The organism is Kitasatospora sp. NPDC048722 (assembly GCF_040650235.1).
Lineage (GTDB): Bacteria > Actinomycetota > Actinomycetes > Streptomycetales > Streptomycetaceae > Kitasatospora.
In genome coordinates, this window is the sequence record NZ_JBEZGX010000028.1 from 83,673 (window position 1) to 106,181 (window position 22,509).

19 protein-coding genes are annotated in these 22,509 nt (G+C 72.7%); 12 read left to right on the forward strand and 7 right to left on the reverse strand.

Translation table 11 applies throughout. The features are described from left to right. The first annotated feature begins 77 nt into the window (after positions 1-77). Complete coding sequence (locus AB0C76_RS21585; RefSeq protein WP_359967674.1) at positions 78-1,538, forward strand: NCS2 family permease; 1,461 nt, start codon at positions 78-80, stop codon at positions 1,536-1,538. Between the two features lie 70 nt (positions 1,539-1,608). On the opposite strand, the gene AB0C76_RS21590 is transcribed toward AB0C76_RS21585, so the two are convergent. Then, complete coding sequence (locus tag AB0C76_RS21590; protein ID WP_359967677.1) at positions 1,609-2,058, reverse strand: VOC family protein; 450 nt, start codon at positions 2,056-2,058, stop codon at positions 1,609-1,611. Between the two features lie 132 nt (positions 2,059-2,190). Between AB0C76_RS21590 and AB0C76_RS21595 the strand changes: the two genes are divergently transcribed. After that, positions 2,191-3,114 carry a DUF4231 domain-containing protein gene (locus tag AB0C76_RS21595; RefSeq protein ID WP_359967680.1) on the forward strand — a complete coding sequence of 308 codons (924 nt, stop codon included), beginning with the start codon at positions 2,191-2,193 and terminating at the stop codon, positions 3,112-3,114. A gap of 196 nt (positions 3,115-3,310) precedes the next feature. Next, positions 3,311-5,023: an enoyl-CoA hydratase-related protein gene (locus AB0C76_RS21600; RefSeq protein ID WP_359967683.1), complete on the forward strand. Its 1,713-nt coding sequence runs from the start codon at positions 3,311-3,313 to the stop codon at positions 5,021-5,023. Positions 5,024-5,102: 79 nt separating this feature from the next. Here the strand turns inward: AB0C76_RS21600 and AB0C76_RS21605 are convergent, their stop codons facing one another. Both AB0C76_RS21605 and AB0C76_RS21610 read right to left on the reverse strand, forming a co-directional pair. After that, positions 5,103-5,879 carry an MHYT domain-containing protein gene (locus AB0C76_RS21605; RefSeq protein WP_359967686.1) on the reverse strand — a complete coding sequence of 259 codons (777 nt, stop codon included), beginning with the start codon at positions 5,877-5,879 and terminating at the stop codon, positions 5,103-5,105. A 338-nt stretch (positions 5,880-6,217) separates the two neighbouring features. Next, entirely contained in the window at positions 6,218-6,622 is a 405-nt protein-coding gene (locus AB0C76_RS21610) for a VOC family protein (RefSeq protein ID WP_359967689.1), read from the reverse strand. A gap of 152 nt (positions 6,623-6,774) precedes the next feature. Here AB0C76_RS21610 and AB0C76_RS21615 point away from each other — a divergent pair, with 152 nt between their 5' ends. Next, a complete protein-coding gene (locus tag AB0C76_RS21615; protein ID WP_359967692.1) occupies positions 6,775-7,209 on the forward strand; it encodes a MarR family transcriptional regulator in 435 nt (144 codons plus the stop codon). Between the two features lie 353 nt (positions 7,210-7,562). Next, on the forward strand, positions 7,563-8,852 hold the full coding sequence (locus tag AB0C76_RS21620) for an MFS transporter (protein WP_359967730.1): 1,290 nt from the start codon (positions 7,563-7,565) through the stop codon (positions 8,850-8,852). Between the two features lie 62 nt (positions 8,853-8,914). Here AB0C76_RS21620 and AB0C76_RS21625 read toward each other — a convergent pair whose 3' ends face one another. Next, complete coding sequence (locus tag AB0C76_RS21625; protein WP_359967695.1) at positions 8,915-9,433, reverse strand: GNAT family N-acetyltransferase; 519 nt, start codon at positions 9,431-9,433, stop codon at positions 8,915-8,917. Between the two features lie 45 nt (positions 9,434-9,478). On the opposite strand from AB0C76_RS21625, the gene thpR reads away from it, so the two are divergent. Further along, positions 9,479-10,072 (forward strand): RNA 2',3'-cyclic phosphodiesterase, encoded by a 594-nt coding sequence (gene thpR / locus AB0C76_RS21630; protein WP_359967698.1) that lies wholly within the window; start codon positions 9,479-9,481, stop codon positions 10,070-10,072. Here thpR and AB0C76_RS21635 read toward each other — a convergent pair whose 3' ends face one another. After that, a complete protein-coding gene (locus tag AB0C76_RS21635) occupies positions 10,073-10,663 on the reverse strand; it encodes a TetR/AcrR family transcriptional regulator (protein ID WP_359967700.1) in 591 nt (196 codons plus the stop codon). A gap of 110 nt (positions 10,664-10,773) precedes the next feature. Here AB0C76_RS21635 and AB0C76_RS21640 point away from each other — a divergent pair, with 110 nt between their 5' ends. Then, the gene (locus AB0C76_RS21640; RefSeq protein WP_359967702.1) at positions 10,774-11,568 is read left to right on the forward strand and encodes an SDR family oxidoreductase; all 795 of its coding nucleotides are present in this window, start codon (positions 10,774-10,776) and stop codon (positions 11,566-11,568) included. Positions 11,569-11,802: 234 nt separating this feature from the next. On the opposite strand, the gene serC is transcribed toward AB0C76_RS21640, so the two are convergent. Together serC and AB0C76_RS21650 are read right to left on the reverse strand one after the other, a co-directional pair. Further along, the gene (serC, locus tag AB0C76_RS21645; protein WP_359967705.1) at positions 11,803-12,921 is read right to left on the reverse strand and encodes a phosphoserine transaminase; all 1,119 of its coding nucleotides are present in this window, start codon (positions 12,919-12,921) and stop codon (positions 11,803-11,805) included. Positions 12,922-13,083: 162 nt separating this feature from the next. After that, positions 13,084-14,184: a citrate synthase 2 gene (locus AB0C76_RS21650; protein ID WP_329932237.1), complete on the reverse strand. Its 1,101-nt coding sequence runs from the start codon at positions 14,182-14,184 to the stop codon at positions 13,084-13,086. A gap of 417 nt (positions 14,185-14,601) precedes the next feature. Between AB0C76_RS21650 and pdxH the strand changes: the two genes are divergently transcribed. From pdxH to AB0C76_RS21675, 5 genes are all read left to right on the forward strand, one after another. Beyond that, positions 14,602-15,234 (forward strand): pyridoxamine 5'-phosphate oxidase, encoded by a 633-nt coding sequence (gene pdxH, locus AB0C76_RS21655; protein WP_359967733.1) that lies wholly within the window; start codon positions 14,602-14,604, stop codon positions 15,232-15,234. Positions 15,235-15,380: 146 nt separating this feature from the next. Then, positions 15,381-15,572, forward strand: coding sequence for an FxSxx-COOH cyclophane-containing RiPP peptide (gene fxsA / locus AB0C76_RS21660; RefSeq protein ID WP_359967709.1), 192 nt, complete (start codon positions 15,381-15,383; stop codon positions 15,570-15,572). A gap of 160 nt (positions 15,573-15,732) precedes the next feature. Continuing rightward, positions 15,733-17,115 carry a TIR-like protein FxsC gene (locus AB0C76_RS21665; RefSeq protein ID WP_359967712.1) on the forward strand — a complete coding sequence of 461 codons (1,383 nt, stop codon included), beginning with the start codon at positions 15,733-15,735 and terminating at the stop codon, positions 17,113-17,115. Next, the gene (gene fxsT, locus AB0C76_RS21670) at positions 17,105-21,118 is read left to right on the forward strand and encodes an FxSxx-COOH system tetratricopeptide repeat protein (protein WP_359967715.1); all 4,014 of its coding nucleotides are present in this window, start codon (positions 17,105-17,107) and stop codon (positions 21,116-21,118) included. The genes AB0C76_RS21665 and fxsT overlap by 11 nt, the downstream gene beginning before the upstream one ends. Positions 21,119-21,263: 145 nt before the next feature. Beyond that, the gene (locus AB0C76_RS21675; RefSeq protein ID WP_359967718.1) at positions 21,264-22,499 is read left to right on the forward strand and encodes an FxsB family cyclophane-forming radical SAM/SPASM peptide maturase; all 1,236 of its coding nucleotides are present in this window, start codon (positions 21,264-21,266) and stop codon (positions 22,497-22,499) included. The last annotated feature ends 10 nt before the right edge of the window (positions 22,500-22,509 follow it).

Here is a 22,509-nt window from a genome sequence, read left to right on the forward strand (position 1 = left end):
ACTTTTAGTTCTACGCCCGGCCACCGTCGACCAGGGCGCCAGCCCCCTCTCCTCCGCCCCCCACAGAGGACGCACGCATGCCTGTGGTCCAGCCGACCACCGAGTCGCCCGAGCCCGCCGACACCGCGCCCGAACCGCCCTCCGGCGCCCTGGACCGCTACTTCCGCATCAGCGAGCGCGGCTCCACCCTGCCGCGCGAGATCCGCGGCGGCGTGGCCACCTTCTTCACCATGGCCTACATCCTGGTGCTCAACCCGATCATCCTGGCCAGCGCCACGGACCTGAACGGGACCCACCTGGACAGCGCCCAGCTGGTCACCGCGACCGCCCTCACCGCGGGCCTCACCACCCTGCTGATGGGCGTCATCGGAAACGTGCCGATCGGCCTGGCCGCCGGCCTCGGCGTCAACACCATCGTGGCGCTCCAGCTCGCGCCCAGGATGACCTGGCCGGACGCGATGGGCATGGTCGTCCTGGCCGGCTTCGCGATCATGCTGCTGGTCGCCACCGGGCTGCGCGAGCGGGTCATGAACGCCGTGCCGCTCGGGCTGCGCAAGGCCATCGCGATCGGGATCGGCCTGTTCATCAGCCTCGTCGGGCTGGTCGACTCCGGCTTCGTCAGCCGCATCCCGGACGCCGCCCACACCACCGTCCCGCTCCAGCTCGGCACCGGCGGCCACCTGCTCGGCTGGCCGGTCCTGGTGTTCGTCGTCGGCCTGCTGCTCACCCTCGTCCTGGTGATCCGCAAGGTGCCCGGCGCGATCCTCATCAGCATCGCGGTCAGCACCGCCGTCGCCGTCGTGATCGACAAGTTCGCCGACATCCCGGCCCTCAAGTGGGGCCTCACCGTCCCGGCGTGGCCCGGCAACCCGGTCGCCGCCCCGGACTTCGGCCTGGTCGGCAAGGTCAGCCTGTTCGGCGGCTTCGAGAAGGTCGGCGTGCTGACCGGCGCGCTGTTCGTCTTCACCGTGCTGATGTCGTGCTTCTTCGACGCGATGGGCACCATCCTCGGCGTCGCCGACGAGGCCCACCTGCTCGACGAGAAGGGCGACCTGCCGGGCATCAACCGGATCCTCATGGTCGACGGCATCGCCACGGCGGCCGGCGGCGCCACCTCCGCGTCCGCGAACACCTGCTTCGTCGAGTCCACGGCCGGCGTCGGCGAGGGCGCCAGGACCGGCTTCGCCTCGATCGTCACGGGCCTGCTCTTCGTGGTGGCGCTCTTCCTCACCCCGCTCGCCACCATGGTCCCCGCGCAGGCCGCCACCCCGGCCCTGGTCACCGTCGGCTTCCTGATCCTGGCCAACTCGATCAAGGAGATCGACTGGGCCGACTACACCATCGCGATCCCGGCGTTCCTGACGATCGTGATGATGCCCTTCACGTACTCGATCACCAACGGCATCGGCTTCGGCTTCATCGCCTTCTGCATCCTGCGCGTGGCCGCCGGCCGCGGCCGCGAGGTCCCGATCCCGATGTACGCGGTCGCGGGCGTCTTCGCCTTCTACTACCTGATGCCGGCCCTCGGCCTGCTCTGAGTGCCGTACGGCACCCGCGCGGCCCCGCCCTCCCCCGTGGAGGGCGGGGCCGCGGTGCGTCCCGGCCGGGCTACTGGACGCAGAACTCGTTGCCCTCGGGGTCGGCCATCGTCGTCCATTCGCCGCCGTTCTCCTTCACGTGGCGCAGGACGGTGGCGCCGAGGGACTGCAGGCGGGTGACGGTGGCCTCGCGGGCTGCGGGGCCGGGGTGGAGGTCGAGGTGGAGGCGGTTCTTCGTCTCCTTGGGCTCGGGGACCGCCTGGAAGAGGATGCGGCGGCCCAGGCCGGTGCCGGTGGCCGGGTCGAACGGGTCGTCCGGGTGACGGACGGCGAGGAGGGCGCGGAAGGCGGGGCGACCCTCGAACTCGGTCACGGCCTCCGGGGGGAGCGCGCCGGCCGCGAGGAGGCGGGTGACCAGGGCGCTGTTGTCCTCGACCGCGTAGTCGAGGGCGGCGGCCCAGAAGGCGGCCAGGCGGAGCGGATCGGCGCAGTCGATGACGAGCTTCCAGTGCAGCGGCATGTAACCGGTTGTACCGGTTACCGACTGGAGGGGCAATCGGACGCGTGGGAAAGGTGTCAAAAAGGTGACTGTGTAGCGGAGTTGGTCGGGGGCATACTGCCTGGACGGGGCTACGGGGAGGGGGCTCGATCGATGGTGCAACAGGATCCGCCCGGGGGAGACGAGGCCAAGCTGCTGCCGGACCTGTTCTGGACGGCGGACAAGGCCTCGCTGGACGGACAGCGCGAGACGCTCCGGTGGTACCGCGGGCTGATCGCGATGCTGGTGATCGCCGCAGTGATCGGCTCATTCCCGGGGCCGGACAAGGCGGGCGACGGCGACATCGCGCCACTCTTCTCGGTGGTGGCCTTCCTGATCGCCGGCTACTTCTGGTCCCGGCTGCGCCGCAGCAACCCGCAGGGCCGCTGGTACGAGGCCAGGGCCGCGGCCGAGTCGGTGAAGACGCTCGCCTGGAAGTACTCGGTGCGCGCCCGCCCGTTCGACGGCGAGGCGGACTCGCCCGACGTGGACCACGGCTACCTGCTGCAGCTCGAAGACGTGATGCGGGCCTTCGAGGACCCGGAGATCGTGCCGCCCGGCACCGTCCCGGAGATCACCCCCGAGATGCGGCTGGCCAGAGCCGGCTCGCTGACCGCCCGCCGGACGCTCTACCTCCGCACCCGGGTCGAGAGCCAGCGCACCTGGTACCGCTCCCGGGCCGAGGCGTGCGAGTCGCAGGCGGTGTCGTGGGGGCTCGGCATCGCGGCGCTGATCATCATCGGCGCGGCGGCGGCCGTCGCGCAGGCGACCGGCGCGCTGCAGGTGCACGTCTTCGGTGCCAGCTCCGCCGCGGCGGCGTCGATCATCGCCTGGACACAGCTCAAGCAGCTCCGCCCGCTGGCCGCCGCCTACCAGCTGGCCGCCCGCGAGCTGGAGAACGTCGGCAACCAGCTGTCCGACCTCGACCTCCGGGCGCCGGACGCGGAGACCCGCTGGGCCCGCCTGGCCGCCGAGGCCGAGGACGCGGTCTCCCGCGAGCACACCACCTGGCGGGCCCGCCGGGCCTTTCCCCGCTAACCCGACGGAGGCGAACCGGGAGGGGCAACTCCGGGGAGGGGCTGGGGAGATCCCGCGAAGCATGCGCCATGCCGAGGCCACAGGTGTGCGGGGTGCGTGAGGGTCGGGCGAGGGCGGGCCGACCGTAATCATTACGTGTCCATGCCCTGGTTTCATCGCCTCCGCGCGCGACCCCCAGTCCCCGTCGGAGGCCCCCTTGCGCCTACTCCTGATCGCCAGTGCGTTCAACAGCCTGACCCAGCGCGTCCACACCGAACTGCGCGGGCGCGGCCACCAGGTCGCCGTCCAGCTCGCCCTCGGGGACGAGCAGGTGCGGGCCGCGGTGGACCGGACCGATCCCGAGCTGATCGTCTGCCCGATGCTCACCAAGGCCATCCCGGAGGACGTCTGGCGCGAGCGGACCGTCCTCATCGTGCACCCGGGGCCCAAGGGCGACCGCGGCCCGTCCTCGCTGGACTGGGCGATCACCGAGGGCGCCGAGCGCTGGGGCGTCACCGTCCTGCAGGCCGTCGGGGAGATGGACGCGGGCGACATCTGGGCGTCGGTCGAGTTCACCGTCCCCGCGTGCGGCAAGAGCGAGCTGTACCGCAACGAGGTGGCCGACGCCGCCGTCGAGGCCGTCCTGCTGGCCGTCCAGCGCTACGAGGGCGGGCTGTTCACCCCCGAACCGCTCGACTACGACCGGCCCGACGTCCGCGGCCGGCTGCGCCCGTTCCTGCGGCAGGACGCGCGCCGGATCGACTGGTCCGCCGACGACACCGCCACCGTGCTCCGCAAGCTCCGCGCCGCCGACTCCCAGCCCGGCGTGCTGGACGAGCTGTACGGCCGCGAGTTCTTCCTGCACGGCGGCCACCCCGAGGACGAGCTGCGCGGCCCGGTGCCCGGCGAGGTGCTCGCGACCCGTGACGGCGCGATCTGCCGGGCCACCGTGGACGGCGCGGTGTGGATCCCGCAGCTGCGCCCGCGCCGCACCCCGGGCGGGCCCGCCACCTTCAAGCTGCCCGCCGCGACGGTGCTCGCCGACGAGCTGCACCGCGTCCGCGAGGTGCCGGTGACCCCGGCCGAGGCGGCCCGCCGCGACACCTGGTCGGAGCTGCGCTACCACGAGGACGGCGATGTCGGCTTCCTCGAATTCGCCCACACCGGCGGGGCGATGAGCACCGAGCAGTGCCGCCGCCTGCTCGCCGCCTACCGCGCGGCCGCCGACCGGCCCACCTCGGTGCTGGTGCTCGGGGCGGCCCGGGACTTCTACTCCAACGGCATCCACCTCAACGTCATCGAGGGCGCGTCCTTCCCGGCGCTGGAGTCGTGGGAGAACATCAACGCGATGGACGACCTGGTCGGGGCGATCCTCACCACGACCGACAAGCTGACCGTCTCGGCGCTCGCCGGGAACGCCGCCGCGGGCGGGCTGATGCTGGCGATCGCGGCCGACGAGGTGTGGTGCCGCGAGTCGGCGGTGCTCAACCCGCACTACCGGCTGATGGGCCTGTACGGCTCCGAGTACTGGACGTACACCCTGCCGCGCCGGGTCGGCGCCGAGTGGGCGGAGCGGCTGACCGCCGAGGCGCTGCCGATCGGGGCCGAGCAGGCCCGCCGGATCGGCCTGGTGGACCGAACGGAGGGCGGGGACGCGGCCGGTTTCCGCCGCTGGACGGCCCGTGAGGCGGCCCGCCTCGCCGCCTCGCCGGAGCTCACCGCGCGGCTGGTCGACAAGAAGCGCCGGCTGGCCGCGGACGACGAGGAGCGTCCGCTCGCCGACTACCGGGCGGAGGAACTCCGGCGCATGCACGCCAACTTCTACCGCGCGGGCGAGCCGTACCACGGGCTGCGGCGGGACTTCGTCCGCAAGGTGTGCCCGGTGGCCACGCCGGAGCACCTGACCGGGCTGCTCGGCGGGCCCGAGTAGCGGGACGCGAAAGCGGAGGCCGGGCCCGGTGCGTGCGGGCCCGGCCTCCGCCGTGCGTGCGCTGGGTGTCGGCGAGCACTCAGCGCCGACGTGCGGCCAGTGGTGCGGCGTGGCCGACGACGAGGGGCTGGGTGACGTTCTTGCTCGGCGACACCGCGAAGGCGAGTGCGCCGAAGAACACGTAGCAGCCCAGTCCGACCCCGAGCGGGAAGATGAACTCCAGCGCCATCACGCCGCCCTGGGTGCTCTGCGAGAAGTCGAGTTCGACGGAGAGCGCCGACATGCCCGTGTAGTGCATCGCGCACACGGCGACGCCCATCACCGGCGCCGCCGCCAGGACGGCCAGCGTGCCGCGGATGTTCAGCGCGGCCCAGAGCGCGGCCGTCGCCGCGAACACCGCGATGCCGATGGACAGCCCGACCGTCGTCCGGTCGTAGTGCACGTGCCCGGGCAGGACCATCGCGGCCATGCCGAGGTAGTGCATCGCCGCGACCCCGAGGCCCGTGGTCAGGCCGCCGGCGAGCAACGACAGCACCGGGCGCCTGCTGTACCCGACGGTGAACAGGCCGACGCCGACGACGACGATCGCGACCACCAGGCTGAGCACCGTCAGCCCGGGCCGGTAGGTGATGTCGACACCGCTGACGGAGAAGCCGAGCATCGCGATGAAGTGCATGGACCAGATTCCGGCGCCGAGCGAAGTGGCCGCGAAGAGCAACCAGTTGGCCCGGGTGCGGCCCTGGGAGACGAGCGCCCAGCGGGCGCTGCGCAGGGCGACGAACGAGCCGAGGCAGGCGACGAAGTACGAGACCGCCGGTGTTATCCAGCCGTGGTCGGCATGGTGGATCTCACCCAATGACAGCTCCCTGGACGGATGAGGGGGAGGACGGCGCCAGGGCTCGGGCGGACGCGGGACTGCCGGGAGGGACGGAACGGCCGGTGGGGCGCGCGGGAAGCCGTGCGGAGTGGGCACGGACGGGGTCCGCCGGGGGGAGACCTGGCATGGCGCCCCTGACATGTGGTGCCCCTGACAACGAGGCCCTGACAACCGGGACAGTAACCACTGCCCGGCGGTCGCACAAGGTTCGGCGTTTTCGTGAAGTCCCAGGTCAGCGTGGGCCTTTACGGTGCCTGCATGATCTTGGCACCAATCCCTGACACCGTCTGCGCAGGTCCGCCGGGCCCGTTCGTTGGTTACTCCAGGGCAGCTAGTCCGAACGGGTGGCCGGCCGGGTCGATCAGCACCTTGAGCGTCCGGCCGTGCTGGTACGTCGGCTCGGTGGCGCCGAGTTCCAGGGCCCGGTCGATGGCCTCGTCGAGGTCGTCGACGTAGAAGTCGAGGTGGAAGTGCTTGCCGCCGTCCGGTTCCGTCCAGGGCTCCGGCCGGTAGCCGGTGACCCGCCCGAAGGCCAGCGGGCTGCCGCCCTCGGGGTTGTCGAGGATCGCGAAGTGCTCGTCCGCGTGGCGGGTCTCCCAGCCGAGCAGTTCGCCGTAGAACCCGGCCAGCGCGACCGGGTCGGCGCAGTCGATGGTGACCAGGGCGAGCCGGGCGAAACCGGTGCTGTTCGGGGCGGCCTGGTCGGCGGCGAGGTCGGACATGTCTGGTCGGCCCTTCTGGGAGTCGAGACCTATGTCCAATATGGCACCGGGGCGATCTTCCGGCGCGGCGGTGGAGCGAGGGGAGGGCGGGGAGGGCGGGGAGGGCGGGAACCAATTTTCGTTAGCGAGAGTAATGACGTAGGCTAAAGACCATGCCCGAGATGTCCGAGCAGGACCTCGCAGCGGTCAACCAGCTGCGATCGTCCACGATGCGCCTCTCCCGCCGGCTCAAACACCAGCGGGTCGAGGAGTCGCTGAGCCCTACCGAGATGGGGGTGCTGGGCACCCTCGCCCGGTGCGGGAAGGCCACGCCGGGTGAGCTCGCCCGGAAGGAGCACGTGCAGCCCCCTTCGATGACCAGGATCGTCGCGATGCTGGAGGAGAAGGGGCTCGTGCGGCGCGAGCCGCACCCCGAGGACCGCCGCCAGGTGGTCGTCAGCAGCACCGAGCAGGCCGAGGCGATCCTGGCGGAGAGCCGCCGGCGTCGCAACGCCTGGCTCGCCGAGCTCGCCGAGGGGCTCGACGAGGAGGAATGGGCCGTCCTCCGGGAGGCCGCGCCCGTGCTCTACAAGCTCGCACACCTCTAGGCACACCCAGTCCGACCTGCCAGTCGGAGAAGAAGGAGCACCGCATCACCGCAGGACCGACCACGAACACCAGGAGCGCGACGGCCGATGTGCGGGCCGTCGCGCCGCGAGGGGAGAACACCGTGACACCGCCGGCCGCAGCCGCCGCCGCCATCCGTACCGACGAGCCGACCACCGACCCCGCCGCGGCCACCGCCGCGGCCGCCGACACCCAGGCACCCGCCCCCACGGGGCTGCCGGGCAACGGCGACGACGACCCCGACGAACGCACCGCGGCGGACGACCCCGCCGCTCCCGGCCGATCCCGCTCGGCCGCATCCCCCACGGGCGCCGATTTCACGCGACCCCGGGGCATGTTCTCCTCACTGCGCGTTCGCAACTACCGCTACTACTTCGCCGGCCAGGTGGTGTCCAACACCGGTACCTGGATGCAGCGGATCGCCCAGGACTGGCTGGTGCTCAGCCTCACCGGCAGCCCGCTCGCCGTCGGCATCACCACCGCGATGCAGTTCCTGCCGATGCTGCTGCTGGGCCTGTTCGGCGGCGTCCTCGCCGACCGGATGCCCAAGCGCCGGCTGCTGATCTACACCCAGGGCGCGATGGGCCTGCTCGCCGCGGGCCTCGCCGTGATGACCGTCGGCGGCATCGTGACGCCCTACTACGTGTACGCGTTCGCCCTGCTGCTCGGCCTGGTCACCGTGGTGGACAACCCGACCCGGCAGGCCTTCGTGTCCGAGATGGTCGGCCCGAAGGACCTCGCCAACGCGGTCAGCCTCAACGCCGCCAACTTCCAGACCGCGCGCCTGGTCGGCCCCGCCGTCGCGGGCCTGCTGATCGCCGCGGTCGGCAGCGGCTGGGCGTTCGCCGTCAACGCACTGTCCTTCGCCGCCGTGATCGGCGGACTGCTCGCGATGCGGGAGAGCGAGCTGCGCCCGACCGAGCCGATCGCCCGCGAGAAGGGGCAGCTGCGCGAGGGACTGCGGTACGTGAAGGAGCGGCCCGAGCTGCTCTGGCCGATGGTGCTCGCCGGGTTCATCGGCACCTTCGGCTTCAACTTCCCGACGCTGCTGGCCGGTTTCGCGCACGACACCTTCAAGGTGGGCGCCGGGCAGTACGGTCTGCTGAACACCGCGATGGCGGTCGGTTCGCTGGCCGGAGCGCTGCTCGCGGCCCGCCGGGGCGCGCCGCGCCTGCGCAGACTGGTGGCGGCGGCGCTGGGCTTCGGCGCGCTGGAGGTCGTGGCCGCGTTCGCGCCCGACTACTGGACCTTCGCGGCGCTGCTGACGCTGATCGGGGTGTTCGGGCTGAGCTTCAACACCTCGGTCAACTCGATGCTGCAGCTGGCCACCGACCCCGAGATGCGGGGCCGGGTGATGGGCCTGCTGGTGCTGGTCTTCACCGGCGGCACGCCGATCGGCGCGCCGATCGTGGGCTGGGTCACCGCCTCGTACGGGCCCCGGCTCGGGCTGCTGGCCTGTGGGCTGGTGTCCGCACTGGCGGCCGGTGCGGTGGGCCTGGTGCTCGCCCGCAGCGCGGACCTGAGGGTGCGCTTCGACCTGCACCCGGGCCGCGGCGGCCGGGTGGTGGCCGTCGTTGCGCGGACCCCCACCGCGTCCAAGTCCCAGTTGGCTCCGGCCTGCTGATGAATCATCAGGCCTCGGGTGCGGCAACGCCCCCGAGGCCTGAGGTGTACCCGGACGCCTTGCTAGAGCCGGATCTCCAGGACCTGGCCGACCCACGCGCCGTTCGGCTGCTCGACCTCGAAGGACTCGGTCTCGGTGAAGCCGAGGGCCCGGTACTGGCCGACGAGCTTGCGGTCGTCGCCGCCGTAGCAGTCCACCCGGAGCAGGCCGATGCCGCGCCGGCGGGCCTCGTCGAGCGCGTCGGCGATCAGCGCGGCGCCGATGCCCGAGCCCTTGCGCGCACGGTCGGTCACCAGATTGCGGACGTACAGCTCGCGCTCGTCCACGGCGGGGATGTACGGTCCCCGCTCCTCGGACAGGACGCACGCGCCGACGGTGCGGCCCTCGTCGTCCACGGCGAGGCGCATCAGGAACGGCTCGTGGCCGTACTTCTCGACGTGCTCCACCCGGGCCGGGACGGTGGAGAAGGGCTGGTCGCCCCACTGGCCGGTGCGGCCCTGGCCGGCCAGCCAGGCCACGGCGCCGTCGAGCAGGGCGAGCAGGTCGGGCACGTCTTCGGGGCCCCCGTTGCGGATCTTCATGGAAAAGGTTCTAGTGCAGACGACGGCTCGGCGGAAGATGGGACCATGAGATTGTTCGTGGCGGTGCTGCCGCCGGCCGAGGCGTTGCAGGGACTGTCCGACGCGGTGGCGCCGGTGCGCGGGCTGCCCGGGGCGGACCGGCTGCGCTGGACCACGGTCGAGGGCTGGCACCTGACGCTGGCCTTCCTCGGGCAGGTACCGGAGGACCGGCTGCCGGAGCTGGAGACGGCCCTGGCCGCCGTCGCCGAGGCCCACCCGGCGCACCGGCTGCGACTCGCGGGCGCGGGCCGCTTCGGCGACCGGGTGCTCTGGGTCGGGGTCGAGGGGCAGGCCTGGGCGCTGCGCAGGCTCGCGGAGGCCGTGAACGAGGCCACCGCGGACGTCACCGGCGAGGTGGACGCGTTCGCCTTCCACCCGCACCTCACCCTCGCCCGGGCCGGTTCGTCGCGCGGGCACCGGCGGGCCGTCCAGCGGGTCGCGGCGGCCGAGCTGGAGGGACTGGCCGCTGCGCTGGCCGACTACCGGGGGCCGGAGTGGGAGGCCGCCGAACTGCACCTCATGAAGAGCGACCTGGACGGCGGCTTCGCGCACTACGAGACCGTCCGCGCCTGGTCGTTGGCGCGCTGGGCGGTCGACTGATCACGGCCAGGCGCGCATCGCGACGGCCGCGACCTGCTCCAGCTCCGCCCGGCTCGCGCCGTCGCGGGCACGCAGCGTCATGCCCTGGAGGACGGTCGCGATGAACTGCGCCAGCGCGGCCGGGTCGGTGCCGGCGGGCTCCAGGCCGGCGGCGACGTCGGCGCGGATCCGGGACTCCAGGTCGCGCAGGTTGGCCTCGCGCTGCTCGCGGACGGCCTGCACGACATCGGGCGAGGTGCAGTTGACCGTCGAGCCGACCAGCAGGCAGCCCCAGGGGTGGGCCGGGTCCGTGAGCACGGCGGCGGCCTCGCGCAGCATCCGCTCGACACCGGCCCTGGCGGTCGGCTCCTCCGCGAAGGCGCGCGTCGTCTGGATGCCGTACGTCTCCTGGTAGCGGGCCACGACCTCGGCGAAGAGCGTCCGCTTGTCGCCGAAGGCCGCGTACAGGCTCGGCGGGCGGATGCCCATGGCGGCGGTGAGGTCGGCGACCGAGGTCGCCTCGTAGCCGCGCTCCCAGAACAGCCGCAGGGCCTGCTCGAGGGCGGCCTCGCGGTCGAAGGAGCGGGGGCGCCCGCGCGTCGTGCTGGTCATGACCAGATTTTATATCGAGCGCTACAGAAGCCGTGCTACGGTTTCATTCATTAGCGATCGCTACAGAAACCGATCGCCACAACGGTCGACCGGAGTGAGGGGGCGTGGCCATGGGCGCGCTGGCAGGGAAGACGGCACTGGTGACGGGCGGCAGCCGGGGCATCGGGCGGGGCATCGCCGAGCGGCTCGGCCGGGACGGCGCGCTGGTCGCCGTGCACTACGGCCGCAACGGGAAGGCCGCCGAGGAGGTCGTGCGGACGATCCAGGCGAAGGGCGGACGGGCCTTCGCGATCGGCGCCGAGCTGGGCGTCCCCGGTGATGCCGACGCGCTGTGGGCGGCCTTCGACCAGGGGCTGGCGGCGTACGGCGCCGAGCACGGGGCTCGGCACGGCGGGGGAGCCGAGGGGCTGGACGTCCTGGTCAACAACGCGGGCACGGGGCTGTTCGGGAGGGTCCACGAGCTGGCCGAGGCGGCCTACGACGAGGTGTTCGCGGTGAACGCCAAGGCGCCGTTCTTCGTCGTCCAGCGCGGTCTGGAGCGCCTGCGGGACGGCGGGCGGATCGTCAACGTCTCGTCCGGTGCCACCCGGGTGGCCTTCCCGTCGGCCATCGCCTACGCGATGACCAAGGGCGCGCTGGAGGCCTTCACCCTGGCCCTGGCCGAGGAGCTCGGGCCGCGCGGGATCACCGTGAACGCGGTGCGGCCCGGCGTCGTCCCGACCGACATCAACCCGTGGCTGGACGACCCGGCGGCGCGGGAGCAGACGGCCGGGCGCTCGGCGCTCAAGCGGGTCGCCGAGGTGTCCGACATCGCCGACATCGTGGCCTTCCTGGCCTGCGCCGACTCCCGGTGGGTCACCGGCCAGAACATCGACGCCACCGGTGGGGCCGGACTCGGCGTCTAGCCGGGGGTGAGCCGGAGGTACGCTCGTTGACCGTGGATCCCAAGACTCGCATGCGCATCGTGACCGGCACCCTGGTGCTCCTGCTGGTCGTCGTCCTGGTCAGCTCGCTGGTCAACCGGTAGCGGCGGCACCCCGGCGGCCTCCCGCCGGCGGCACTCCGGCGGCACCCCCGCGGCAATGACGAGAGGGCCACCGCACGTGTGCGGTGGCCCTCTCGTCGTCGGTGTGCCGGTGCTAGAGCGCCTCGACCACGAAGTCGATGCACTGCGTGAGGGCCTCGACGTCCGCCGGGTCGATCGCCGGGAACATCGCGATGCGCAGCTGGTTGCGGCCGAGCTTGCGGTAGGGCTCGGTGTCCACGATGCCGTTGGCACGCAGTGCCTTGGCGACCGCGGCGGCGTCCACCGACTCGTCGAAGTCGATCGTGCCGACCACCTGCGAGCGCTCGGCCGGGTTGGCGACGAACGGCGTCGCGTAGGACGACTTCTCGGCCCAGCCGTACAGCCGGGACGAGGAATCAGCCGTACGGGCGACGGCCCAGTCGAGACCGCCGTTGCCGTTCAGCCACTCCAGCTGGTCGGCCAGCAGGAACAGCGTGGAGAGCGACGGGGTGTTGTACGTCTGGTCCTTCGACGAGTTGTCGATGGCCGTCGGCAGCGAGAAGAACGGCGGGATGTAGCGGCCGGAGGCGGCGATCTCGGCGGCGCGCTCCAGGGCGGCCGGGGAGAAGGTGGCCAGCCACAGGCCGCCCTCGGAGGCGAAGGACTTCTGCGGGGCGAAGTAGTAGACGTCGGTCTCGGTGATGTCCACCGGCAGGCCTCCGGCGCCCGAGGTGGCGTCCACCAGCACCAGCGAGCCCTCGTCCGCGCCCGCCGGGCGCCCGATCGGCATCGCGACACCGGTCGAGGTCTCGTTGTGGGTGAGGCCGTAGACGTCCACGCCGGCCTCCGCGACCGGCAGGGGGTGGGTGCCCGGGGCGGTCTTGATCACGCTCGGCTCGCCCAGCCACGGCGCGGCCTTGACCGAGGAGGCGAACTTCGAGGAGAACTCGCCGAAGTCCAGGTGCTGGGACTTCTCCCGCACCAGGCCGAAGGCGGCGATGTCCCAGAAGGCGGTGGAGCCGCCGTTGCCGAGCACCACCTCGTAGCCCTCGGGCAGCGAGAACAGGCTGCTCACGCCCTCGCGCACGCGCTTGACCAGGTTCTTCACCGGGGCCTGGCGGTGGGAGGTGCCGAGCAGGGAGGCCTGGGTGGCGGCGAGGGCACTCAGGGCCTCGGGGCGCACCTTGGACGGTCCGCAGCCGAAACGGCCGTCTGCGGGCTTGATGTCAGCGGGGATCTGGATCTGAGCCACGCGCCGCAGCCTACCGGCCGGGGCGCGGGCGGGGATACGGTCGTCCGCGTCCTGAGACTGTGATCTCGACTGCTCCCCGACCCGCCGCAGCGGGCCCGGCCGGGGCCGGACCCGCTGGTCAGGGGCGGTGCGGCAGGACGGAGCAGCCGGCGTCCCGCGAGCTCAGTGCGCGATGGCGTCCCAGCCCTCGATCTCCTCGGGGCGACGCGCGCCGGGGCCGATGTAGCGCGCGGAGGGGCGCACGAGCCGGCCCGTGCGCTTCTGCTCCAGGATGTGCGCCGACCAGCCGGCCGTCCGCGCGCAGGTGAACATCGAGGTGAACATGTGCGCCGGGACCTCGGCGAAGTCCAGCATGATGGCGGCCCAGAACTCGACGTTGGTGGCGAGGACGCGGTCCGGGCGGCGGTTGTGCAGCTCCTCCAGCGCGGCCTTCTCCAGCGCCTCGGCGACCTCGAAGCGCGGCGCGCCGAGCTCCTTGGCGGTGCGGCGCAGCACGCGGGCGCGCGGGTCCTCGGCGCGGTAGACGCGGTGGCCGAAGCCCATCAGGCGCTCGCCCTTGTCCAGCGCGTTCTTGACCCACTTGACGGCGTCGCCGGTGCGCTCGATCTCCTCGATCATGCCGAGCACGCGGGACGGCGCACCGCCGTGCAGCGGGCCGGACATCGCGCCGACCGCGCCGGAGAGCGCGGCGGCGACGTCGGCGCCGGTGGAGGCGATGACGCGGGCGGTGAAGGTGGAGGCGTTCATGCCGTGCTCGGCGGCCGAGGTCCAGTACGCGTCGACGGCCTTGACGTGCTTCGGGTCCGGCTCGCCCCGCCAGCGGATCATGAACCGCTCGACGACCGTCTCGGCCTTGTCGATCTCGCTCTGCGGGACCATCGGCAGGCCCTGGCCGCGGGCCGACTGGGCGACGTAGGACAGCGCCATGACGGCGGCGCGGGCGAGGTCGTCGCGGGCCTGCTCGGCGGAGATGTCGAGCAGCGGCTTGAGGCCCCAGACCGGGGCGAGCATGGCGAGCGCGGACTGGACGTCGACCCGGATGTCGCCGGAGTGCACCGGGATCGGGAAGGGCTCGGCGGCCGGCAGGCCGGGGTTGAACTTGCCGTCCACCAGCAGGCCCCACACGTGGCCGAAGGAGACCTTGCCGACCAGGTCGTCGATGTCGACACCGCGGTATCGGAGGGCGCCGCCCTCGCGGTCGGGCTCCGCGATCTCGCTCTCGAACGCGACGACTCCCTCAAGCCCGGGTACGAAGTCGGACATGCGACGGCTCCTTCAGTTCTGCGATCGGCGCTCCGCCGTGGTGGGGCGGCGCACCAGTGACCGAATGGTGGTTGGCACTCGGTGCCAGAGTGGCAGGCACGGGGTGCATTGCGCCATACACCACCGTGGTGATGTTTGCCGCGGGCCCGCTTGACTTTTCCGCCGAGGGTCGGTCGTGCCCGGGAAATCCCCGGAACCGAAAGCCGTGTTCCGGACAATTCACCGTACGACGGGCGGCCAAGCGGTGGCGAGTCACCTTATCTCCCACCGGGGTTTGTCTCGAGGTAGCGGTGCCGGTTGCTTGTCGTACGGGATGATGTTGGCGTGCAGACCCCGGAACGCGCCCAGTCGACGCCCCTGAGCCCCGCCACCCGGAACCTGGCCGACGAGGCCCGGCCCGGTCCGGACCTCACGGTGATGCGCAAGCACTACACCCACGAGGGCCTGGTCGAGGAGCAGCTCGCGCCCGACCCGCTCGGCCAGTTCACCCGCTGGTTCCACGAGGCGGACGACGCCGGCGTGATCGAGCCCAACGCCATGGTGCTCTCCACCGCCGACGCCCGGGGGCGGCCCAACTCGCGCACCGTCCTGCTCAAGGGCTACGACGTGCGCGGCTTCGTCTTCTTCACCAACTACGGCTCCACCAAGGGCTCGGAGCTCTCAGAGAACCCGCATGCGGCCCTGCTCTTCCCGTGGATCGCGCTGGCCCGCCAGGTCATCGTCCAGGGTCGGGTCGAGAAGGTCGGCCGGGACGAGACCGCCGCCTACTTCCGCACCCGCCCGCACGGCTCCCAGCTCGGTGCCTGGGCCAGCGAGCAGTCCAGCCCGGTCGCCGGCCGCGAGGTCCTCGAACGGCGCTACGCCGAACTGGAACGCCGCTACCCCGAGGGCGAGGGCGTCCCCGTCCCGCCGTTCTGGGGCGGCTACCGGGTGGTCCCCGAGGCCGTCGAGTTCTGGCAGGGCCGGGAGAACCGCCTCCACGACCGCCTCCGCTACCTCGCCGACCCCGCCGCCCCCACCGGCTGGCGCGTCGAACGCCTCTGCCCCTGAGGGCGGGGCGGGGGTGCGGCGCCGCAGTGGACCTGACGGTCCGTCATGATCAAGGTGCGGCGTAGTAACATTCTGCCCGCGCGGACCTGGGTCGGATCCCACCGGGGCACCAGCCCGCCGTGCCGACACGATCGAGTGAGGGACTGATGGGCGTCACCGGTGCGGAAACCGCCGCTGGACTCGGCTCTGACCTGGTCGACGTCGCCGCCCTGCCGCTCGACGAACTCGACGCGCTGCCCGACACCGTCCTCGGCGACCTGCTGCGCCGGGTGGTCGCGGACGCGCTGACCCCCGGCGCGGAACCGCTCGCGGCGTTCCAGTCGGCGCTCGGCCGGTAGCGAGGGCGGTAGCGGGACCGGTCGGGGCGTGCGCCCCACCACCGGTTAAACCCCCCGGAGCCTCCGAGTTCGCCAACTTCCCCGCGCGACCGGTGGAGTTCACGACATGCTGGGTATGAAACCAGCGCCGTCGCGACACCGTCGGGCCTCGGGGGACAGAGTGCTGCAGCCTTACTTCTTCTTCAGCTACGCCCGTGTGGACTTCGAGGCGGAGGATGCCTTCGTCGACCAGTTCTTCAGCGACCTGAGAGACGAGCTCGGGCGCATCGAACCCGCAGCCCGGGCCGAGGAGCTGGCGTACCGCGACACCGAGCAGCTGCGGGTCGGCGACGACTGGGCCGAGCAGCTCGCCACCATGCTGGGCCGCAGCCGCGCGATGGTCGCGCTCTACTCGCCCGCCTACTTCGCCAGCCTCTACTGCGGCAAGGAGTGGACCGCCTTCCGCGGCCGCGTCCGGCGCCACCACGAGGACACCGGCGAGCTCATCCCGGCGCTGGTCCCGGTGCTCTGGGAGCCGGTCGTCCCGGGCGAGTTGGCCGCCGAGGTCACCAAGATCCAGTGGGCCCAGCCGGACATGGGCGAGGCCTACGCGCGGTACGGCCTGCGCGCGCTGCTGCGCACCGGGCCGCAGGGCGACGCCTACCGGCAGGTCGTCAAGGTCGTCGCCGAGCGCGTCCGCGACGCGGCCGCGCGCCGCCTCACCGAGCTCGCCGACTTCGATCTCAACGCGGTGCGCGGCTACTTCCCCGGCCCGCAGCCGGTGGAGTCCACGGCCGGCGCGGGCATGGTCCGGCTGTTCATCGCGGCCGGCCGGGCCTCGGAGGCCGCCGCCGAGGGCGGCTCCCACGCCGGAGGCTGGTACGGGGCCAAGCCCTGGCACTGGGCGCCGTACCACCCGCCCACGACGCCGTCCCTCGCGGTGCGCGCCCAGCGGGTGATCACCGCCGCCGGACACACCACCACCCTGGAGGAGGTCGGCGCGGGCCTCGGCGAGAAGCTCGACCAGGCCCGCGAGGACAGTCAGGTCAGCGTCCTGCTGGTGGACCCCTGGGTGGCCGGGCACGTCCGCTACCGCGCCGCTCTGCGCGAGTACGACGACCAGAACCACCCCGTCACTGGCGTGATGGTCCCGATGGGCAGCGCCGACCCGGAGGGGGAGCGCGACGCGCTCTGGGCCGGCGTGCGCGGCGTGTTCCGCCGCAACTGGCTGCGCCGGAGCGACCCGGAGCACCTCTTCCGCGTCAAGGTGAACCGGGAGAACTTCGACTCCGACCTCACCATCATGGTGACGGTCGCTCAGAACAAGCTCATGGACGACAACCTGGACTGGGGGGACGATGATGGTGGCGCATTCGGCTTCGGCCCCGGCGGCACCGGCGAACGGGCGATCCCCGGGCTGGCCATCCCGTTCGGTCCGCAGCCGGCCCCGGAGACCCCGCCACGGGAACCGGGGCGGTGGCCCAACCCGCCCGACGTGCCGAACCCGCGCGACCACCACGACGACGCAGCGCCCCTGAGGGGAGACCAGGACGATGATCACTGAGCCCGGAACAGAGCCGGCCCGCGGCGGACCGGGATCGGTCGTCACGTTCTACTCCTTCAAGGGCGGCACCGGCCGCACCATGGCCCTCGCCAACGTCGGGTGGATCCTCGCCAGTCGCGGCCTGCGCGTCCTCGTCGTCGACTGGGACCTGGAGGCGCCCGGCCTCCACCGCTACTACCACCCCCTGCTGGTCGACCCCGAACTCCACTCCACCGAAGGCCTGATCGACCTGCTGCGCTCCTACGTCAAGCAGGCGCTGCCCTCCGCCGTCGGACCGGCCGGCCTGTCCCCGGCGGCCTGGCTCGACGAGCCGGGCCGGCTGGACGCCTACGTCTGCGGCCTCGCCCTCGACCTGCCGGCCGGCGGACGGCTCGACTTCCTCCCGGCCGGCCGGCAGAACGCCGCCTACGCCGCCGCCGTCACCAGCTTCAACTGGCGCAGCTTCTACCACGGGCGCGACATCCGCGGCGGCGAGTTCCTGCGCGAGCTGCGCGAACGCTGGTCCCGTACGTACGACTACGTGCTCATCGACAGCCGCACCGGCGTCAGCGACACCTCCGGCATCTGCACCGTCCTGATGCCCGACTCCGTCGTCGACTGCTTCACCTTCAGCGCCCAGAACATCCGCGGCGGCGTCGACGCCGCCCGGGCCATCGCCGAGGCCGAGGAACGGGCCATCCGCGTTCTGCCGGTGCCGATGCGGGTCGAGGACGCCGAGCAGGAGCGCCTCGAAGCCGGCCGGGACTACGCCCGCGAGGCCTTCGCGCCCTACCTGGGCCGCTGGCTGCCCGCCGAACGCCGGGCCGGCTACTGGGCCGACGTCGAGGTCCCGTACAAGCCGTTCTACGCCTACGAGGAGGTGCCCGCCACCGTCGCCGACCGGCCGCAGGAGGCCCGCAGCCTGCTCAACGCCTTCGAACGGCTGGCCGGCTGGATCACCGACGGCAGGGTCCGCACGCTGCGCCCGCTCGGCTCCGAGACCCGCCGCCGCCTCTACGGCGCCTACCTGCGCTCCGCCCGTGCCGTGCCCCGGCAGGTCTTCGTCAGCTACGCGCCCGAGGACCGGATGTGGGCCGAGTGGGCGGCCGGCACCCTCACCCGCTTCGGCTACCAGTCCTCCCTGCACAACGCCGCCGAGCCGTACACCGGCGGCCGCCCGCCCGAGGTCGCCGGGCCGCTCGACGGCCAGGGCCGGCTGCTCGCGCTGCTCTCGCCCGAGTACACCGCGCTGCCTCGCGCCGCCGAGGTCTGGCAACTGCTCCAGGGCCGCGAACTCGCCTCCGGCTCCCCGGCCCTCGTCGCCCTGCGACTGCAGGACTCGGACGAGCCGGTGCCCCGCCCGTTCATCGGCCAGGCCGCGCCCGACCTCGTCCGCTCCTCCGCCGTGGCCGCCGAGTCCCAGCTCTACGGCGAGCTCGGCCCGCCGCCCGGCAGCGCCCGCCAATCCGACTCCGACAGCGGCGAGTTCCTCGCCCCCGCGCGTTTCCCGGGCACCGCCCCGCAGGTCCAGGAGGCGCCCTCGCGCAACGCCTCCTTCATCGGCCGCGGCAAGCTCCTCGAACTGCTCCGCAACCGCTTCACCGGCGGCCCCGGCGCCGTGCTCAGCCAGGTCCTGTACGGCTTCGGCGGCGCCGGGAAGTCGCAGATCGCCGCCGAGTACGCGCACCGCTTCAAGGCCGCCTACGACGTCGTCTGGTGGGTGCCGGCGGAAGAACCCGCCAACATCCCGCAGAAGCTCGCCGAACTCGCCCCGCGGCTCGGCGTGCCCACCAGCGACGACGTCGCGCACACGGCCGCCGCCGTTCTCGACGCGCTGCGCCGCGGCCAGCCCTACCGCCGCTGGCTGCTCGTCTTCGACAACGCCGGGACCCCCGAGGAACTCGCCCCCTGGCAGCCGGTCGGCTCCTCCGGCGGGCACGTCCTGATCACCTCCCGCAACCAGGGCTGGGCCCGGCACGCCGGCCTCGTCGAGGTCGACGTCTTCCTGCGCGAGGAGAGCATCCGGCTGCTGCGCCGCTTCAACAGCGGCCTCTCCCTGGAGGACGCCGACCAGGTCGCCCACCGCCTCGGCGACCTGCCGCTCGCCGTCGGCCAGGCCGCCGTCTGGCTGCAGGAGACGTCCATGCCGATCGCCACCTACCTCGAACTGCTCGACGAAGAGCTCACCGAGATGCTGGAGCGCACCGCCCTGCGCACCGCCGACTACCCGCACTCCGCCGCGGCCACCTGGCGCATCTCGGTCGAGGAACTGCGCCGGATGAACGCCCCGGCCGCCCAGATCCTGGAGATCTGCGCCTTCTTCGGCCCCGATGCCATCCCGATGCGGCTGCTCTACAGCCGCGCGGTCACCCGCGCCCTGCGGCTGCCCCCGCGCGCGCCCCGCGACAAGCTCGCGATCGGCGAGTTCCTGCGCGCCATCAACCGGTTCGGGCTCGCCCGCACCGACCAGGGCAGCGAGACCATCACCGTGCACCGGCTCGTCCAGGCCGTGCTCCGGGACCAGGTCGAGGAGGAACGGCGGGCCGAACTGCGCAGCGTCGTCCACGCGGCGCTCGCCACCGCCAACCCCGGCGACCCCGACGTCCCCGCCAACTGGGCCGAGTACGCCGAACTCCTGCCGCACCTGTGGCCCTCCGGCTCCGTCGACAGCGCCGACGAGGACGTCCGGCAGTGGATCATCGACTCCGTCCGCTACCAGTGGAAGCGCAGCCTGCACGAGTCCGGACGGGAACTCGCCGAGCGAACGCTCGAACACTGGGGCCGGGACGGCTACGGCGGCCCCGGCTTCGACGTCGACAACGACGCCCAGACGCTCATGCTGCGCACCCAGCTCAGCAACATCCGCCGGTCCCAGGGCGCCCTCCAGGAGGCGTACGAGATGGACCGCGACATCCTGGACCGGTTCACCGCGACCCTCGGCCCCGAGCACTCGCACACCCTCGCCGTCGCCAACAGCCTCGGTGCCGACCTGCGCTTCCTCGGCCGCTACGACGAGGCCCGCACCCTCGACCGCCGCACGCTGGACGCGGCCCGGCGCACCCTCGGACCCGACCACCCGCGCACGCTCATGATCACCAACAACCTCGCCGTCTCCGACTACCTGGCCGGCGACCGGCGGGCGGCGTTGGAGCGCCACCGCAGCAACTACCTCCAGCAGCGCGACGCCCTCGGTGCGCACAGCCTCTACGCGCTCTCGTCCGCCTCCAACTACGCGCGCGACCTGCGCGAGACCGGGCGCCTGCGGGAGGCCCTCGACCTGCTGGAGGAGACCGTCCGGATCTACCAGCAGACCATCGGCGACGGCCACACCGACACGCTCCGCGCACGCAAGAACCTCGCCGTGGCCCTGCGGCGGGCCGGCCGCTACAACGAGGCCCTGGAGATAGACGAGGACATCTACCAGCGCTACCTGGACATCAACGGCCCCGAGCACCCCGACACCCTCGCCGCCGCCACCAACCTGGCCAGCGACCTCAACGCCCTCGGCCTCACCGAGCGGGCCATCCCGCTCGCCGAGCGGGCTCTTGCGCGGTACCGCGACTACCTGGGCGAGAACCACCCGGTGACCCTGGCGGGCGCCAACAACCTGTCCGTGTACCTGCGGCTGGCCGGCCGCCTGGAGGAGGCGAAGGCGTTGTCCGGGCGGACTCTGGCCCAGTTCCGGACGGTCCTCGGGGACCACCACCTCTACATCCCGATCGCGATGATGAACCACGCGAACGACCTGGCCGTGGCCGGGGAGACGCAGGCGGCGCTGGCCCTGGAACTGGAGGCCGCGCCCCTCATGACCGCGACGCTCGGCCAGGACCACTACGACTCGATCGGCATCAACTCCAACCTCTCGCTCTCGCTCGCGACCGCGGGGCAGACCGAGCGGGCGGCCGAGCTGCGGGCGGACTGCATCCGCCGGGCCCGGGCGACGCTGGGGGAGGAGCACCCGACGACCGTGGCGGTGAAGGCGGGGCTGCGGCTCGACTCGGACGTGGAGCCGCCGCACGTGTGAGTCGTCGTCACGGGTGATGTCTCCTGCGGTGCCGGACTCGCCGTCATGCGGTGCAGAACTCGCTGCCATGCGCTGCCGGGCCGGCTGTCGTGCGGTGCCGGACTCGCTGTCAAGGGCGGTGGCCCTGCGGCGTTAGGCTCGCCGTATGGTGGCGTTCCGGCAGTTCCTGCTGAAGATCCACAGTCGGTGCAACCTGGCCTGCGACTACTGCTACGTCTACGAGGCCGCGGACCAGAGCTGGCGGGACCGGCCCCGGCGGATGGAACTGCCGGTGGTCCGGCGCACCGCGCGGCGGATCGCCGAGCACGCGGGCGAGCACGGGCTCGACGAGGTCGTCGTGGTGCTGCACGGCGGGGAGCCGCTGCTCGTCGGTGCCGGTCATCTCGACGCCTTGTTGGGGGAGTTGGCGGACGCCGGGCCGCGGGTCCGGTTCAGCCTGCAGACCAACGGGCTCCGACTGCTCGACGAGCCCGCGCTGCTGGACGTCCTGCACCGGTACCGGGTCGGCGTCGGGGTGTCGCTGGACGGCACGCGCGCCGACCACGACCGGCACCGGCTACTGCCCTCCGGCGCGGGCAGCTGGGAGCGGACCGCCGAGGCGGTGCGGCTGCTCGGCTCACCCGAACACCGCGCGCTGTTCGCCGGGTTGCTGTGCGTCGTCGACCTGGCGGCGGATCCGGTGGCCACCTACGAGGCCCTGCTGGAGTTCGCTCCGCCCCGGCTCGACCTGCTCCTGCCGCACGCGACCTGGCAGTCCCAGCCGGCCGGCGTCCGGCGCGACCTGCCCTCCGCGCCCCCGGCCGGCGGGGAGGCGGCTCCGTACGGGGAGTGGCTGATCGCCGCCTTCGACCGGTGGTTCGACGCCCCTCGGCGGGAGACCGGGGTGCGGCTGTTCGAGGAGCTGGCCGTGCTGCTGCTCGGCGGCCGCGCGGCCAGCGAGGCCGTCGGGCTCGCGCCGGTGGACCTCGTGGTGATCGAGGCGGACGGAACGATCGAGCAGGCGGACAGTCTCAAGGCCGCGTACGACGGGGCTGCGGCGACGGGACTGGACGTGTGGCGGCACGGCTTCGCCGACGCTGCGACGCATCCGGCGTTCTTGGCTCGTCAGCGTGGGGTGGACGGGCTCGGGCCGGTGTGTGTGGGGTGCCCGTTGGTCCGGGTGTGTGGGGGTGGGCTCTATGCGCATCGGTATGCGGGGGACGGGTTCGGTCATCCGTCTGTGTATTGCGCGGACTTGGATCGGTTGATTCGGCACGTGGTGGGGCGGCTGCGGGTGGGGGTGGGGGCTGCTGCGCGGGGCTTGGGGTGTGGTCGTGGGCTTTCGGGTGGGTGGGGTTCGCCGGGGGTGGCTGCGGGGGTGGCCGCTCCGGGGGCTGGGTGATTTTCCGACT